Genomic DNA, 14833 nt, shown 5'->3' on the forward strand with positions numbered 1-14833 from the left:
ATTCAAGAGTGGAGAGTGGCGGATTTGTTTAGGCAAGTCCGCCCTTTAACTTTGAAGTATTTTTCATACTGTGCAACTGAACCGCCATGTGGGTACGTAGCCTCATAGGTAGATTTTCTGACAAGCTGCATTGTTGTATTGCCGGATTTTGCGTCGAAGTCATCAACCTGGTGCCAGGTATAGTGTTTCTTGGCGCTTCTAGGAATACCTGGTTCTTTGTAGGCTTGAGTAAAGTCGCGCGATCTAGAGCCTTGCATCTTGATCGTCACGATATTTCTGTGTGAGCCTTTTATCGGATACAGGTCACTGCTGCCAGTAAAGTCCACCCCTGCATACGCCCAGCCCCATGGATCGGCCCATCCAATTGGGTTTGGCGCGTATTGGTAAAGATGGAGGCCACCTTCCAACCCAATCGGATCCGGCGTAGTAAACCGCCCCACATCCGGATCATAAAACCTAAACGTATTGAAATGCAGCCCCGTCTCCCGGTCCATATGCTCCTGCAACAACCGCAGGCCATCCCACATGAACCGGGTTTCGCCCAGCGGATAGCCGTCGCGGCCATGCTCGGTTTTTTCAATACGCCGGCCCAGCGGGTCATAGGTCATCCTGAGCACGCTGCCGTTTTCATTGCGTACTTCAATCAGCCGGCTTTCGGCGTCGTAGGCAAAGCGCTGCACGCCGCGTTTGGCGCTGCGTTTTTCGATCATGCCGCCAAAGGCGTCGTAGCGGTAACGCTTGTCCTGGTAGGTCAGCAGTTTGTTATGCACCACTAGCCCGGCGCCGGGTTGCGGGCCGTCGAGCAGGTTGGCGGCGGCATGCTCGAACTGCTTTTGTGCCGGTGTAGGCAACGGTGGCGTGAGCGCAGGTACACGTGCGGTTAGTCGTAACAATATTGCTCTGTCAGGTCGCAGAGTGTATGAGGAGCAGCCAGTAATCGGGATGCAAGAGGAATATACCCCGGAATCATTTTTTGCTGTTCATCACCGGATCCGCGAGGTTTGTGTCGCCGTCATTCATGCGCTGCAAAAGTTTGACTGCTCGCGAGAAACCTTGAGCAGCGGAGCGCTCCAACCACTGCCGGGCTTGTTCAAAATTCTGTTCGACTATCCATCCATCAACGTACATTTTACCCAGATCAAACTCTCCATGGGCATCACCGGACTCAGCTCTGGGGAAGTGGAATTTCACCTCTTTAGAGATCGTATCAATTTCCCAATAGTCGCGCTTGTTTGCTTGGAAAAGGCGAATGGTTTGATCGTCCACCCATTCAACAGCGCCTAGCAGTGATTCGAAAAGTCCCAGCGATATGCCAATTCGTGTGGCAGTAAAAAACTCGGTTGGTGTGTTTTTGGGGCCTTGCACCAAGACGCCGATATTAATGTATCGATCCGTGCGCCAGGCGGCTGACGCCGTGAGCGTTTTAGCTGGGTTTTTCAGTGAGCGGCCTGAAGTACCGGAAAACTGATAGCCACGTTTGACAATCGCTGCATGAAGTTTATGTATTGGGTCGGTATCCCAACCTTTGAGAGTTGCTAATGATAGGAGCGCCTCATTGATATCGTCGATTAAGCACTGGCGAATAACGGCGTCTGTAGCTTCCGTCGGCAGGTCCTGTAAGCGCTTGAAAGGATGAGAGTAGGTGCAAACATTTGTAAGTGTCAGCTCTGCTTCCTCTGGCGCTTGCTGAAGAACCACTTTGGCAACTCCACCAGTAGAAAGCTTGCAAGTGGTCGTTAGAAGAAAAATATAGAGTACGGCGGCCTCTCGAACGCTGTGAGCCTGCAGGCGGTCTGTAGTTGGAATAATTTCGAGTGTTGATAAATATTTGCTCATCAGAGTTTCTATCTCGTCGCATTTGGCAGTGAGTTGCCCACAGGATTAATCCCGACTTTTGGAAATGAAGGTGTTTGACCTGCTCGCTGAGCGGCTACTGAGTAGCCATTGACTCTACCTTGTTCAACTTTAAGAGCCTTGGTGCGTGTTACATTTTTTCTGATTATGGCGGACTCGTATTTATCAGAGCTCCCCCTGTTAAGTCTGCGTACCTGCGACTGCGCTCGGTAAGATTTCCCATTTTTGGAAATTTCCCACCGCTGATACCATATTTGTACACCTGCCCAGTCGTTTTGTTACGAATGACGTATACATGATTTACCTTGTTATTTTGTCTGGAATTTCCGTTTGCAGCGCCGCAAGTTTTCCATCCCCATGGATCGATCCATGCAATCGGATTTGATGCGTATTGGTAGAGATTAAGCTCTCCGTCCAACCCAATCGGATCCGGCGTCGTAAACCGCCCCACATCCGGATCATAAAACCTAAACGTATTGAAATGCAGCCCCGTCTCCCGGTCCAGATACTGCCCCTGAAACCGCAAATTCTGCTCTTCAATGTAATAAGGCTCGCGCGCCTCTATCTAGCGTGTTACCCCATATCTGATACGTTACCTGCCAGGCCCTGTGTCTGGGGTCAACTTCCCAGCACCGTGCTTCACTTCAAATATATGTGGTTTGCCGTGGCTGTCTTTGGCAACAAACGGAAAATTTCCGCTGCTGCGCCTCCAATTCAAAAGTCTCATCGTAGATCTGGCGACGTGCGATTTTAATTGAGCTAATAGGATGGATTCCTGCCATATATCAATATAGAAACTTGCTGTTAGTCCTGGGTTTATTAAGCGGGGTATTTATTTGATCTGTGATTTTAAATAAGTTTGCCTCATGTGATATAGTTGAAGTTCGTCGATGTTTATTCCGGATTCTTGAGTTTGTCCGGAGGCAATTTTCGAACTTCCTTACGTATAGCGTTATAAATGCTATCGATTGGCTCCGACATCTGGATCTTTAATGCATCAAAGACCTCTTTTACACCTTTTTCGTGGTACTCAAGGTATTTTTCATAGCCTGTAGGGTCTTTGTTGATAGGTTGGCTGGGCATTCTCAAGGAGTAGCTCACTGCTTTATTTCTCTTAGATACCTCGGGGCCTGTAACATTTAGGTCCAGTAGCCCAGACACGCTTGAGTCCCTCAGGCTCAGCCAATAATTGTCACCATATTTTTTATCGAACACTTCGGTGTTTATTATCTGGCGTTCGAGTTGTTCTCGAATAATTCGGCTAACATGGTGCGATACATAAAAAACAGCAGCGGGATCTGGGAAAAGTCCGCTTATGGCGATAGGGTATGGGTTGCGCATTATTTGTCCTCTCTTATTTGCCACATAGCGATTTAGGGCCTTTATAGCTCTTTTTGTTTCCTTCAGGAATCAGTCCGCCAGTTTTTTTGTAATGTGCATCCAATTTGGCAGTTTCGATGGTCTTGGCCGCCTGGGTCGTGCTTATGCCGCTTTCTAGAACGGTACCCTTAATCGTTTTACCAGGATTCAGCCGTTCTAATTTTTCTACTTGTTGGTGAAGTCTGGTCGGGTTGCCGCTGGATTTTGTTACACGGTTCATATCGGCCTTGCCGTACTTGTACAGCTCACCGTCTATTCGAATTTCGTACACACCGAAATTACCTGCAGCGCCGTTGGTGTTGAGATTAAGAAGTCCCCATGGGTCAATCCAAGAGATGGGATTTTGTGCGTATTTGTAGAGGTTGATTCCCCCCGTCAACCCAATCGGATCCGGCGTCGTAAACCGCCCCACATCCGGATCATAAAACCTAAACGTATTGAAATGCAGCCCCGTCTCCCGGTCCAGATACTGCCCCTGAAACCGCAAATTCTGCTCTTCAATGTAATAAGGCTCGCGCACCTCCTCCAGTGTGTTGCCCCACACCCGATACGTCGCGCGCCACACCGTTTCTCCATCTGTTTCGGTCAGTTGCTCCGGCAACCCGTTCAGATCGTTGTGGTAGTAGCGGATTTTCTGCAGCGGGCCGATGCCGTCGACTCGGGCCAAGGGTTCGTAGCCTTCGTCTTCATAGACATACAGGCTCGTCTGACTGTGTTTATGCTCCTGCAACAACCGCAGGCCATCCCACATGAACCGGGTTTCGCCCAGCGGATAGCCGTCGCGGCCATGCTCGGTTTTTTCAATACGCCGGCCCAGCGGGTCATAGGTCATCCTGAGCACGCTGCCGTTTTCATTGCGTACTTCAATCAGCCGGCTTTCGGCGTCGTAGGCAAAGCGCTGCACGCCGCGTTTGGCGCTGCGTTTTTCGATCATGCGGCCAAAGGCGTCGTAGCGGTAACGCTTGTCCTGGTAGGTCAGCAGCTTGTTATGCACCACCAGCCCGGCGCCGGGTTGCGGGCCGTCGAGCAGGTTGGCGGCCGCGTCGTAGGCGAAGGTTTCGCGCTGGCCGTGCAGGTTGTCCTGGCTGGCGATGATGCGGCCGGTGGCGTCGTAGTGCAGCAGTTGGCGATGTTGCGCTGCGGGTTGCTGGTCGAGTTTGCTGATCAGGTTGTCGGCGGGGTCGTACTCGAAGTGTTTTTGCGTGGCCGCTGGCATCAACGAGGGCTGGCTGGCGTGGCGGCGCTGGCGTGCGCGCAGGCGGCCGCTGCGGTCGTATTCGCTGCGGGTGCTGAGTTGGCCTTGGGTGCGCAGCACTTCGCGGTGCAGGCGGTCGCGTTCGAAGTCGCTGATGACCTGGCCGTCGAGGTTGATCTGGTGCAGGTGGCCGCTGCCGTAGTACAGGCGATTGAGCCAGCGGCCGTCCGGTAGTTGCGTCTGGATCAGGTTGCCGAGTTCGTCGTAGTGGTGGTGCAGATTGCCCGCTGAACTCTGTTCGGCAAGCAACTGGCCAAGGGCGTCGTAAGCGAAACCAAGAGCCTGGGTATTGCCCTGCAAGTCGGTGAAGGTGACGGCGGTTAGCTGGTCCACCGCATCGTAGCTGTAGTCGGTGCGGCCATCGTCGGTGGTCTTGGCAATCAACCGGCCAACCACATCGCGCTCCAGCCGATGAACGATGGGGGGCGCTGGCATCTCGGGAACCACCGCCAAGCCATTGCCATAAGGCGCCGCAACGGCGGTCACTGCCGTGATGTTATCCAGTTGGTCGTAGGTGTAGCGCTTGGCGCTGCCGTCGAGGTCTTGTTGTTGGGTCAGCCGATCCCCTGCATCCCACGCGAACCGATAGCTTTCGCCGTTCTCGTTGACCAGCGCTTGCAGCCGCCCGTAGCTGTCATAGCCGAATTGCACCTGTCGTCCATGGGCGTCGGTGCGCTGGCGTACCTGGCCACGACGGTTGTGCTGGTAGAGCGTGGTGTGCCCGGCCGGGTCGGTGTAGCCCACCAACTGACCGCTGACATCGCGCTGATAGCGCTCAATGCGTCCGTCCGGCAGTTGGCTGCTGAGCAAACGCCCGTTGGCGTCATAGCTGAATTGAGTGCGTTCGCCGAGGGCGTCGGTGATGACCTGCAAATAGCCTCGCTCGTCATAGCTGAAGCGCGTGGGGTAACCCGAGCAGTCAATGTGCTCGACCAGTTGCCCGAACGGATTCCACCGCAGCTTCTTGCGTTTACCCGTGGCGTCGACGATTTCCACGACCTGTCCATGGGCGTCGTAGCGATAGCGAGTGATATGACCCAGCGGATCGGTTTCGGCAATGCAGTTGCCGCGCGGGTCGTAGCGATACTGCCAGCTGCGGCCGGCGGCGTCGGTTTCCACCAGCGGTAAGGCCCAATGTTCCAGCCACAGCGTCGAATCGCTGCGGCCCAGCGGGTCGGAATCGCCGATCAGGTTGCCGGCCTCGTCGTAACTGTATGCGTAGCGCCCACCCTGTGGATCGGTGGCACTGAGCAATTGGCGTTCGTCGTTCCACTCGAACAACCAGGTCTGGCCGAGGTTGTCGCTGTATTGAATGATCTGGTGCTGGGTATTCCAGTGGCGGCTGCTGACGCGTTGCAAGCCGTCGGTAATGCGGGTGAGGCCGGCTTTCAAGTCATAGTCGAACTGGTAGGCGTCACCCTCGTCGGTCCAGTGCCGGACCACGCGCCATTCCAAGTCTTCGACCAGCGCCCATTCATAGAAGCAACGCAACCCGGTGGGCAACTGATGCTCCACCATCCGGCGCCCGGCGTCGTAGGCGAAGCGCCGCTGCACCTGGCCGGTGGTATCGCGTACCTCAGCCAGATTTCCCGCCGTGTCGTAGGTATAGCTGACGAGCACTTCGCGGCGTTGATCGGGATAGATGCGTTCGATATGAGTGACGCGTTCACGCTCGCGCACCAGTTCGACTTGCACCAGATCGAAAGTATCGCGCAGGCGCACCAGGCGCCCGGCGGTGTCATAGTCGACGTGGATACGGTTGTCGTTGCGGTCACCGAGCTGAGTCAGGCGGAGCAAGCCAGCATTGGTCGGGGTCGGTTCGAACAGCCGGTACAGGCCGTCATCACTTTCGATCAGCAATTGCCCGTTGAGGTGGCGCCGCACGGAGAGTCCTTCACCGGCGCTGAACACCGCGCCGCCCAGGGCAATCGAGCCCATGTCGATCGGTCGGCCCTGCTCATCGGTGTAGACCAGCGTATCGCCGCCGTCGGGATGAGGGCGGATCTCGACGCACACCTCATAGGCGACACTCCAGCCCGCGCCGAACAGACTGCCGGGGCGTTCGTCGCGGCTGTTGTAGATGCGTTGCCAGTCGATTGGCAGGATGCCGGGCAGCACGAAATCCAGCTCCTCGACATCGCCCAGCACTTTCGCGCCGGTCGCCGCATGCACCGGGTTGGACGAGCCCATGGCCGCGTTGGCCATCGCGCCCATTGCACTGCTGACCGCCATCGAAGTCGCGCCGCCGATCAGCATGCACGGCAGCTTGCTGAAGAACTTGCCCTTGCCGCCCTTGAGCATCAACAACGCCGTGACTGCGAGCCCGACGCCGGGTGTCTTGCCGCTGCGGATTTCCCGCACCACCACTGAGCCGCCGCCAATCGTCACGTTGGGTGAAATCAGCCCGGAAGACACCACGCTGGCGTCGCACGTACTGCGGTCGCCGCTGCGCACCGCTGGTTGGCCATTGATCGTGACCTTGGACGAACCTTCGGCGAGAAACTGCGGCGGCATCGGTGGATGCTTCATGCACGCGACCAGGTCCAGCGGCTTTGGCACGGCGCCTGGCGCCGGAGTGGCAACCGTGGGGCGCCACATCTGCGAGAAGAAACTCTCGGCCATGTCCAGATAACTGGCCTCGGGTTCCGGCTCGGGTGCTTCCAGTTCGGTGCCTGCCGGCGCCACATGAGAGCTGATCGCCCCGGCGGCCCGGGCGGCAGGGATGTTGTTGGTCAGGGTATCGGTTGAGCCGGTGAGAATATTCGCCTGTACCGTGGGCGGGAAAAGGGCATTGCTGAAGCTATCGCATAAGTTTGTCAGGCCTTTGTCTGCACCGGTCTTGCTCATGGCAAGGCCAACAATCGTGCCCACTACCGCGCCCAACAGGAAGCACCCCAACCCGCCGGTCACGACGGTAATCCCTGTGGCAGCGACAACGGCAGCAGTCGCCACGGCAGTGATCGCGATATTGGCAGCCACCTCCAGCACACCGCCGAGGATGTCGGCCATCATCGAGGTGTGGGCCAGCGCATCGCCCATGCGAGCGGCCCAGAGTGCGTCAGACATACGCGGTGCCCAGGGCCGTGGCGATTTTCTTGAGACCTTCCATAGTCAATCAGTTGCTCCCTCGTCTGGTTACGGCATGCTCATCAAGGCTGTTCGCAGGCGTTTGATCAGCCGCGGATCTTCAAGGCAGTCGACAGGCCGCACATTGTCGAGAGCGGGAACTTTGCGTTCGATCCACCACAGCCCTTCCTTGAGCCCTCGCTTGCCTCGCAGCACAACGGCCACGTCGAGGTCGCCGGCCAATGCTTGCGCCAGGGTGCGCGCGTCTTCGTCCAGATAGTCTTCTTTGTACAGCGCTACCATGCTTTGCCAGTCGGCATCGCCGGGGTATTCATCTTCAAGTGGCATGATCAGAATCCTGCAAATGATATTAAGTTGCTGCCGGTCGGGTTTCGCGCGGATGGGGCAAGAATCCCATCATAGCCATTGGCTTTTGCCCAGCTGCCGATCTGGTGAGTTTCGGTGTATTTGTTACCCGTAATGCTTTTGAGTGATACGCCTAACTGTTTGCGCACGTCGGCGCGCGTTAAGTCCAGCACGTTGTTTAGCTGCACCTTTTTGCTGACCAGTACCCGTGTGGACAGGTCGACATCCCAGTGGGTGACTTCGCCCAATGCGGTCTTTCGCGAGTTGGCGCCATACACGCCACCCAGTCCCCTGGCCGTGTACCGGTGTCGGGACTCCACATTCCACTTGTGTGCCTGCCAGGTCGTACCGATGCGTCCGGGCTCCTCGAATCGATACACCGTGCGATTGACCTTACGCCCCTTGGGTGGGCTTGAGCACTTCATCAGGCCCAGCGGGTCGATCCAGCTCAGGGGGTTGGGTGCGTACTGGTAGAGGTTAAGGCCGCCGGCCAGGCCGATAGGGTCGGGCGTCGTGAAGCGTCCGATCTGCGGATCGTAAAAGCGCAGCGTGTTGTAGTGCAGCCCGGTTTCTCGATCCAGGTACTGGCCCTGAAAGCGCAGGTTCTGTTCTTCGATGTAATAGGGCTCGCGGGTTTCCTCGACGGTATTGCCCCAGACTTCATAACGCGCCTTCCATACCGTATGGCCGTCGCTTTCCGTGAGCTGCTCGGGCAGGCCATTGGGGTCGTTGTGATAGTAGCGAACCTTTTGCAGAGCCCCGAGGCCATCGACGCGTGCGACGGGTTCGTAGCCCTCGTCGGCATAGATATAGAGGCTGGTCCGCTGGTTGCAGCGCTCCTGCAACAACTGCATCGCGTCCCAGGTGAATAGCGTCTGGCTCTGCTGGACACCGTTACGGTCAAACAATGTTTTGGCGATCCGTCGGCCCAGCGGGTCGTAGGTCATTTTGACCGTGGAGCCGTCGTTGTTGTTCACCTGCACCAGCCGCTGCTCGGCGTCATAGCTGAAGCGTTGGGTGCCGCGCTGGGTGCTGTATTTTTCGACCATGCGGCCGAAACCGTCGTAGCGGTAACGCTTGTCCTGATAGGTCAATAACCGGTTGTGGGCCACATGCCCGAGGCCATCTTGCAAATTGGCGGCCGGGTCGTAGGCGAAGGCTTCACGTTGACCCAGAAGGTTGTCCTGGCTGGCGAGAATGCGACCGGTGGCATCGTAGTGCAGCAGTTGGCGGTGTGTCGTGCCCGGGTGGCTGACAAAGCGCTCGACCAACTGGTCGCTGTCGTCATAGCCAAAGCGTGTTTGCGTTGCTGGCACCAGCAGCGACTGGTCCTGTTGCCGACGCTGACGGGCGCGGAGTCGTCCGCTGCGGTCGTACTCGCTGCGGGTGCTGATACGGCCCTGGGTGCGCAGGACTTCCCGGTGAAACCGATCACGCTCGAAATCACTGATGACCCTGCCATCAAGATTGATCTGGTGCAGATGCCCGCTGCCGTAGCGCAGGCGGTTGAGCCAACGGCCGTCAGGAAGCTGGGTCTGAACCAGATTGCCCAGCTCGTCGTAACGGTGTTCCAAACTGCCGGCGGCACTGTGTTCGAGAACCAGTTGGCCGAGGACGTCATAACCGAATCCCAGACTCTGTTGGCCGTCACGCCCGGTGAACGTGATGGATGTGACTTGATCCAGCTCGTCATAGCAATATTCGGTGCGCCCATCCAGGGTGTTCTTGGCGACCAGCCGACCTGCGGCATCCCGTTCCAGGTCGTGAATGATGGCTGTCTCGGTGCCGTGTACTGCGATCGTCTCTACCTGCGTGACGTTGTCCAGTGGGTCGTAGGCGTAGCGCTTGAGACTGCCGTCCAGGCGGTGTTCCTGGGTCAACCGGTCGCCGGCGTCCCAGTCGAACCGGTAGCGTTCACCGTTCTCGTTGGTCAGGCTTTGCAGGCGGCCGTAAGCATCATGGTTCAACGTCACGCGGCGGCCATGGGCGTCAATGCGCTGATGTAACTGGCCACTCAGGGCATGCTGGAAGTAGGTAGTGTTGCCAGCGGGGTCGCGATAGCCGATGACCTGACCACAGGCGTCGTGCTCATAGTGTTCGCTGCGGCCGTCGGGCAATTGCTTGCGGGTGAGTCGGCCTTGATCGTCATAGCTGAACACCGTGCGCTCGCCCAGTGCATCGGTGCTGGTCAGCAGCAGGCCGCGCTCGCAGTAGCTCAAGCGAGTGGTCATTCCCGAACAGTCGGTGTGCTCGCTTAACTGGCCGAGCGGCGTCCAGCGCAGGGTTTTGCTCTTGCCACTGGCATCGGTGATTTGCACGACTTGCCCGTGGGCATCATGACGATAGGCCGTGACGTTCCCAGCAGCGTCGGTTTCGCTGACGCAATTGCCGCGCGAGTCGTAACGGTATTGCCAGGTATTGCCTGCGGCGTCGGTTTCTGCCAGCGGTAGTGCCCAATGTTCCAGCCACAAGGTCGATTCGCTGCGTCCCAAGGGGTCGAGCGTCTCGCTCAGGTTACCGGCTTCGTCGTAGCTGAATTGGTAGTGCCCGCCGTTGGGATCGGTGGCGCCCAGCAGTTGGCTTTCATCATTCCATTGGAAGGCCCAGGTACGTCCGAGCACATCGATAGACTCGATGATCTGATGCTGTTGATCCCATCGGCGGATGCTGATTCGCTCCAGCCCGTCGGTGATGCGGGTGATGCCAGCGTCCAGTTCGTAGTGGTAATCGTAGGTGTCCCCGGCGTCTGTCCAGTGCCGGACCACACGCCACTCACGGTCTTCCACCAGGGCCCACTGGTAGAAACAGCGCAAGCCGGTGGGCAATTGATGCTCGACCATACGCTGCCCGGCATCGTAGACAAATCGACGTTTAACCTGGCCGTCGGATTGACGTACACAAGCCAGATCGCCACGGCTGTCGTAGCTGTAATGCATCAGCACTTCGCGGCGCTGGTCGGGGTAAAGCCGCTCGATCTGGCTGACGCGGCGCTGCCAGGTTGCGTCGTATGCCAGTTCAACCTTGACCAGGTCAAAGGTGTCCCGAAGCCGCAGCAGGCGACCGTCGTTGTCATAATCCAGGTAGATACGGTTGTCGTTGCGATCACCTAATTGACTAAGGTGCAGCAAGGTAGCGTTCTGTGGCGCCGGGTCGAACAACCGATACAGACCGTCGGCACTTTCGATCAGCAACTGACCGCCCAGGTGGCGCCTGACGCTGAGCCCCTCGCCAGCACTGAACACGGCGCCGCCCAAGGGGATCGATCCCATGTCGATGCGTCGGCCTTGCTCGTCGACGTACACCAGGTGTTCGCCGCCTTCCGGGTGGCGCAGCAAGTGGACGCTGACCTCATAGGACAGGCTCCAGCCGGCACCGAACAAGCCATCCTGGCGCTCGTCCCGGCTGTTGTAGAAACGTTGCCAGTCGATGGGCATGATGCCAGGCAGGGCAAAATCCAATTCCTCGGAACCGCCGAGTACCTTGGCTCCGGTACTGGCGTGAACAGGGTTAGGCGAGCCCATGGTCGCATTGGCCAGGGCGCCCATGGCCTGGCTGACCACAAACGAATTGACGCCTGCGAGCAGCATACAAGGCAGGTTGCTGAGGAACTTGCCTTTGCCCCCTTTGAGCATCATCAAGGCGGTAACGGCGAGGCCTACACCCGGTGTTTTGCCGCTGCGTATCTCGCGCACCACCACTGAGCCACCGCCGATGGTCACGTTCGGCGAGATCAGCCCCGACGACACCACCGTCGCGTCGCAAGTGCTACGGTCGCCGCTGCGCACGGCGGGCTGACCGTTGATCGTGACTTTTTCCGAGCCCTCGGCGAGAAACTGCGGCGGCATCGGAGGATGCTTCATGCACGTCACCAGGTCCAACGGTTTGGGGACTGCGCCGGGGGCCGGGGTGGCGACGGTAGGGCGCCACATTTGTGAAAAGAACCCCTTGGCCATATCCAGGTAGCTGGGCTCTTCGCTGTGTTCCGGCTTCGACGGTGGTTCTTCGGCTTCGGTGCCGGAGGGGGCGACATGGGATGGCACCGTGCCGGCTGCCCGTGCAGCGGGGGTTGAGTTGATCAGGGTGTCAGTGGAGCCGCTGACAATCGTCGCCATGACGGCGGGAGGGAACAGCGCGTTGCCGATGCCTTCGCACATCGTGCTCAAGCCTTTGTCGGCACCGGTTTTGCTCATGGCGATGCCGACAACCACGCCGACGACGGCACCCAACACGCACGCGCCCAGCCCCCCCGTCGCAACGGTGATACCGGTCGCCGCCACCACCGCAGCCGTGGCCAACGCCGTTATCGCCACGTTAGCCGCGACCTCGAGCACACCGCCAAGGATGTCGGCCATCACTGAGGTATGGGACAAGCCATCCCCCAACCGTGCGGCCCAGAGCAGTGCGTCAGACATTGAGGCGCGTCGTCACTGTGGCATGTCGAAGGACAGCGAGTTTTTGATCAAAGCCCAATGCGCCGCCTCGGCATCCCCCAGCGTGTCTGCCTTGACGTAACTCAAGGCGAGCATCTTGCGCGTCCCTGGCAACACCAACGCCAGTTGATACTGGAACACCTTGTCATTGCCCTTGTTGAACTGGCTGCGCAGCTCGATACCTTCCACCTCTTGGGCGGCGCCCAAGCGCACGGTGACGCTCGGTTGGCAGCGCAAGTCCTGCACCTGTTTTTCCAGGCGCTTGAGTTGGTCGTCGAAGTTGCTGTGCAGGGGTTTCGCCTTCGGCGAGCAGGCTGCGGCTGACGATCAGGGAAGTGCCCAGTTCGAGGAACTTGAGGATATTGATCGACGCGTCCTGCAGCTCGCCGGCCGGCAGTTGGAACTGGAATTCGTTGATTCGGTACGTCATGGAAGACAGGTCTCGTCAGGAGCTTTTAGGCGCGGGGAACGCGGCTTTGATGTTGGCGTCGATGCTGGCTTTTATGCCTTGGCCATCGGGCGTCGCGCCGGGGCCGCCGCCATTGTTCAGGTGCAGCACGCCGCCGGTGTTGAACTCGGCATCGCCGCTGGCGTAGAAGCTGATTTGCACGCCGGTGAGGTTGATCTGCCCGCTGGCGTTCAACTCCAGGATGCTTTCGCCGCAGACCAGGCGTAGGTTTTCGCCCACTTCGATGACGTAGCTCTGGCTGATGCTGTCGGTCTTCCTCTGGCCCACCGAGAGGATGTCTTCCTGCTTGACGATGCGCAGGCGGTTGTTGCCAATCGTCACCGTCTCGTTGTGCCCAATACTCTTGTTGCGGTCATGCCCCACCGAATGGCTCTCATCCACCTCGACGACGATGTCCTGATTGCGCTCGGCATGGATATACAACTGTTCCACCCCCTTCTTGTCCTCCATGCGGATTTCATTGAAGTTGGCTGGCGTGCCGCCCTTGCTCGAACGACTTTTCATGCCGCTCTGGGTCGCGTTCTCCGGCAAATCGTAGGGCACCGTCTGCTCCGCGTTGTACACCCGCCCAGTAATAATCGGCCGGTCCGGGTCGCCTTCCAGAAAGCTCACAATCACCTCCTGGCCGATCCGTGGGATCTGCATCGAGCCCCAGTTCTTGCCGGCCCAGGATTGCGATACGCGTATCCAGCACGAGCTGTTTTCGTTGGACTGGTCGTGGCGGTCCCAGTAGAAATGCACCTTCACGCGGCCGTACTGGTCGGTCCAGATTTCCTCGCCTTTGGGGCCGACCACCAGCGCGGTCTGCGGGCCTTTGACGATGGGGCGATAGGTGTTGGCCAGCGGGCGGAAGCTTTGTTGGGCATCGATGCAGGTCAGGCTGCTGTCGAACTGCGCCGAGCTGGAGCCGCCGCCGCTTTCCAGGCTTTCCTGAACGATGTAATAGCGGCAGCCGACGATCAGGTATTCGCGGTTCTGGTCCTGGCGGCTGAAGCCGGTGAGGCTGAACAGATGGCCGGAACCGAGGCCGCGGGCGTTGCCGTTGAATTCGATTTGTTCATGCAGGGTTTGCAGGGCTTCGATGCGGGTGCGCGCGTAGTGTTCGCCGTCCGCGCTTTGCACGTAGGTGCCGGGGTAGTCGTACAGCGGGTAGTCGCCGGCGGCGTGCGGGCGTGGCATCGCCGAGCGCACGTCGATGCTCGCGCTGGGGCGCTGGAAGTCGTAGTCGTTGAGCTCCAGCGAGCCCGGCTGCACTTGCTGGGCCAGGTGCCAGTTGTACAGGTGGTCGCGTTCGCGTTGCTGCTCGTCCTTGGGGTAGTACGGAATCGACACGTAGCCCGGCACCGTGGCGTGGGCGCCGTAGGCATCGGCCAGTACCAGCACGTGGCGGTCCTGTTCATGGCGGAAGAAGTAGTAGATGCCTTCCTGTTCCATCAAGCGGCTGACGAAATCGAAGCTGGTCTCGCGGTACTGCACGCAGTATTCCCACTCGCGATACGGTCGGCTCAGGGCGTCTTCAAAGTCGGAAAAGCCGAGGTCGCGGAACACCTGCTTGATGATCTGCGGGATGCTCAGGTTCTGGAAAATCCGGCAGTCTGACGTGCGGCTCAGCAGCCACAGCCACGGGCGCAGCGTCACCTGGTAGCTGGCGAACTGGCCCTGGTCGATGCTCTGGCTGCACTGCGCGACGATGCCGTGAAAGTGCCGCTCGCCGCCGTCCGCCAATTGCACGCCGACGCTCATCGGCTTGCCCAGCAACTGGTTGAGGTCGATGTTGGCGTCCAGGGAGGTCAGTTGCAGCTCATAGGCGAACAGCCGACCCAACTCTTCGCCGCCACCCATTTGATTGAGCAACAGCACGTCCGGCCCGAGGGGGCTGGTGATCTTGGCCAGGCGTGAGGTTTGGTTGAATAGCATCGAAGTACCCTAATAGCTGAAGGAACCCAATCAAAATGTGGGAGGGGGCTTGCCCCCGATAGCAGTGTGTCAGTTGATGTATCAGGTGACTGATTC

6 protein-coding genes and 4 pseudogenes are annotated in these 14833 nt (G+C 58.4%); all 10 read right to left on the reverse strand.

The window, feature by feature from the left end; all coding sequences use genetic code 11:
* Positions 1 to 2 precede the first annotated feature (2 nt).
* Positions 3 to 818: pseudogene (locus ACVWZP_RS21300) on the reverse strand (RHS repeat-associated core domain-containing protein); the annotation flags it as partial.
* 148 nt (positions 819 to 966) lie between these two features.
* The gene (locus ACVWZP_RS21305) at positions 967 to 1836 is read right to left on the reverse strand and encodes a tetratricopeptide repeat protein (RefSeq protein ID WP_457370144.1); all 870 of its coding nucleotides are present in this window, start codon (positions 1834 to 1836) and stop codon (positions 967 to 969) included.
* 8 nt (positions 1837 to 1844) lie between these two features.
* Positions 1845 to 2116 (reverse strand): annotated as a pseudogene (locus ACVWZP_RS21310) (hypothetical protein).
* 74 nt (positions 2117 to 2190) lie between these two features.
* A pseudogene (locus ACVWZP_RS21315) lies at positions 2191 to 2456 on the reverse strand (RHS repeat-associated core domain-containing protein); the annotation flags it as partial.
* A gap of 292 nt (positions 2457 to 2748) precedes the next feature.
* Positions 2749 to 3195 (reverse strand): hypothetical protein, encoded by a 447-nt coding sequence (locus ACVWZP_RS21320; protein ID WP_057005220.1) that lies wholly within the window; start codon positions 3193 to 3195, stop codon positions 2749 to 2751.
* Positions 3196 to 3208: 13 nt separating this feature from the next.
* The gene (locus ACVWZP_RS21325) at positions 3209 to 7555 is read right to left on the reverse strand and encodes an RHS repeat-associated core domain-containing protein (protein ID WP_457370145.1); all 4347 of its coding nucleotides are present in this window, start codon (positions 7553 to 7555) and stop codon (positions 3209 to 3211) included.
* Between the two features lie 69 nt (positions 7556 to 7624).
* Positions 7625 to 7903, reverse strand: a complete 279-nt coding sequence (locus ACVWZP_RS21330) for a hypothetical protein (protein WP_057005221.1) — start codon at positions 7901 to 7903, stop codon at positions 7625 to 7627.
* Between the two features lie 2 nt (positions 7904 to 7905).
* The gene (locus tag ACVWZP_RS21335) at positions 7906 to 12333 is read right to left on the reverse strand and encodes an RHS repeat-associated core domain-containing protein (protein WP_457370146.1); all 4428 of its coding nucleotides are present in this window, start codon (positions 12331 to 12333) and stop codon (positions 7906 to 7908) included.
* A gap of 12 nt (positions 12334 to 12345) precedes the next feature.
* Positions 12346 to 12781 (reverse strand): annotated as a pseudogene (locus ACVWZP_RS21340) (DcrB-related protein).
* A 15-nt stretch (positions 12782 to 12796) separates the two neighbouring features.
* Positions 12797 to 14737 carry a type VI secretion system Vgr family protein gene (locus tag ACVWZP_RS21345; protein ID WP_169863643.1) on the reverse strand — a complete coding sequence of 647 codons (1941 nt, stop codon included), beginning with the start codon at positions 14735 to 14737 and terminating at the stop codon, positions 12797 to 12799.
* Between the last annotated feature and the right edge of the window lie 96 nt (positions 14738 to 14833).

It is taken from the genome of Pseudomonas sp. TE36184, assembly GCF_054060055.1.

Coding starts and splice junctions, on each gene's coding strand:
- ACVWZP_RS21305 (WP_457370144.1), bottom strand. CDS start 1,836: ATGAGCAAATATTTATCAACACTCGAAATTATTCCAACTACAGACCGC.
- ACVWZP_RS21320 (WP_057005220.1), bottom strand. CDS start 3,195: ATGCGCAACCCATACCCTATCGCCATAAGCGGACTTTTCCCAGATCCC.
- ACVWZP_RS21325 (WP_457370145.1), bottom strand. CDS start 7,555: ATGTCTGACGCACTCTGGGCCGCTCGCATGGGCGATGCGCTGGCCCAC.
- ACVWZP_RS21330 (WP_057005221.1), bottom strand. CDS start 7,903: ATGCCACTTGAAGATGAATACCCCGGCGATGCCGACTGGCAAAGCATG.
- ACVWZP_RS21335 (WP_457370146.1), bottom strand. CDS start 12,333: ATGTCTGACGCACTGCTCTGGGCCGCACGGTTGGGGGATGGCTTGTCC.
- ACVWZP_RS21345 (WP_169863643.1), bottom strand. CDS start 14,737: ATGCTATTCAACCAAACCTCACGCCTGGCCAAGATCACCAGCCCCCTC.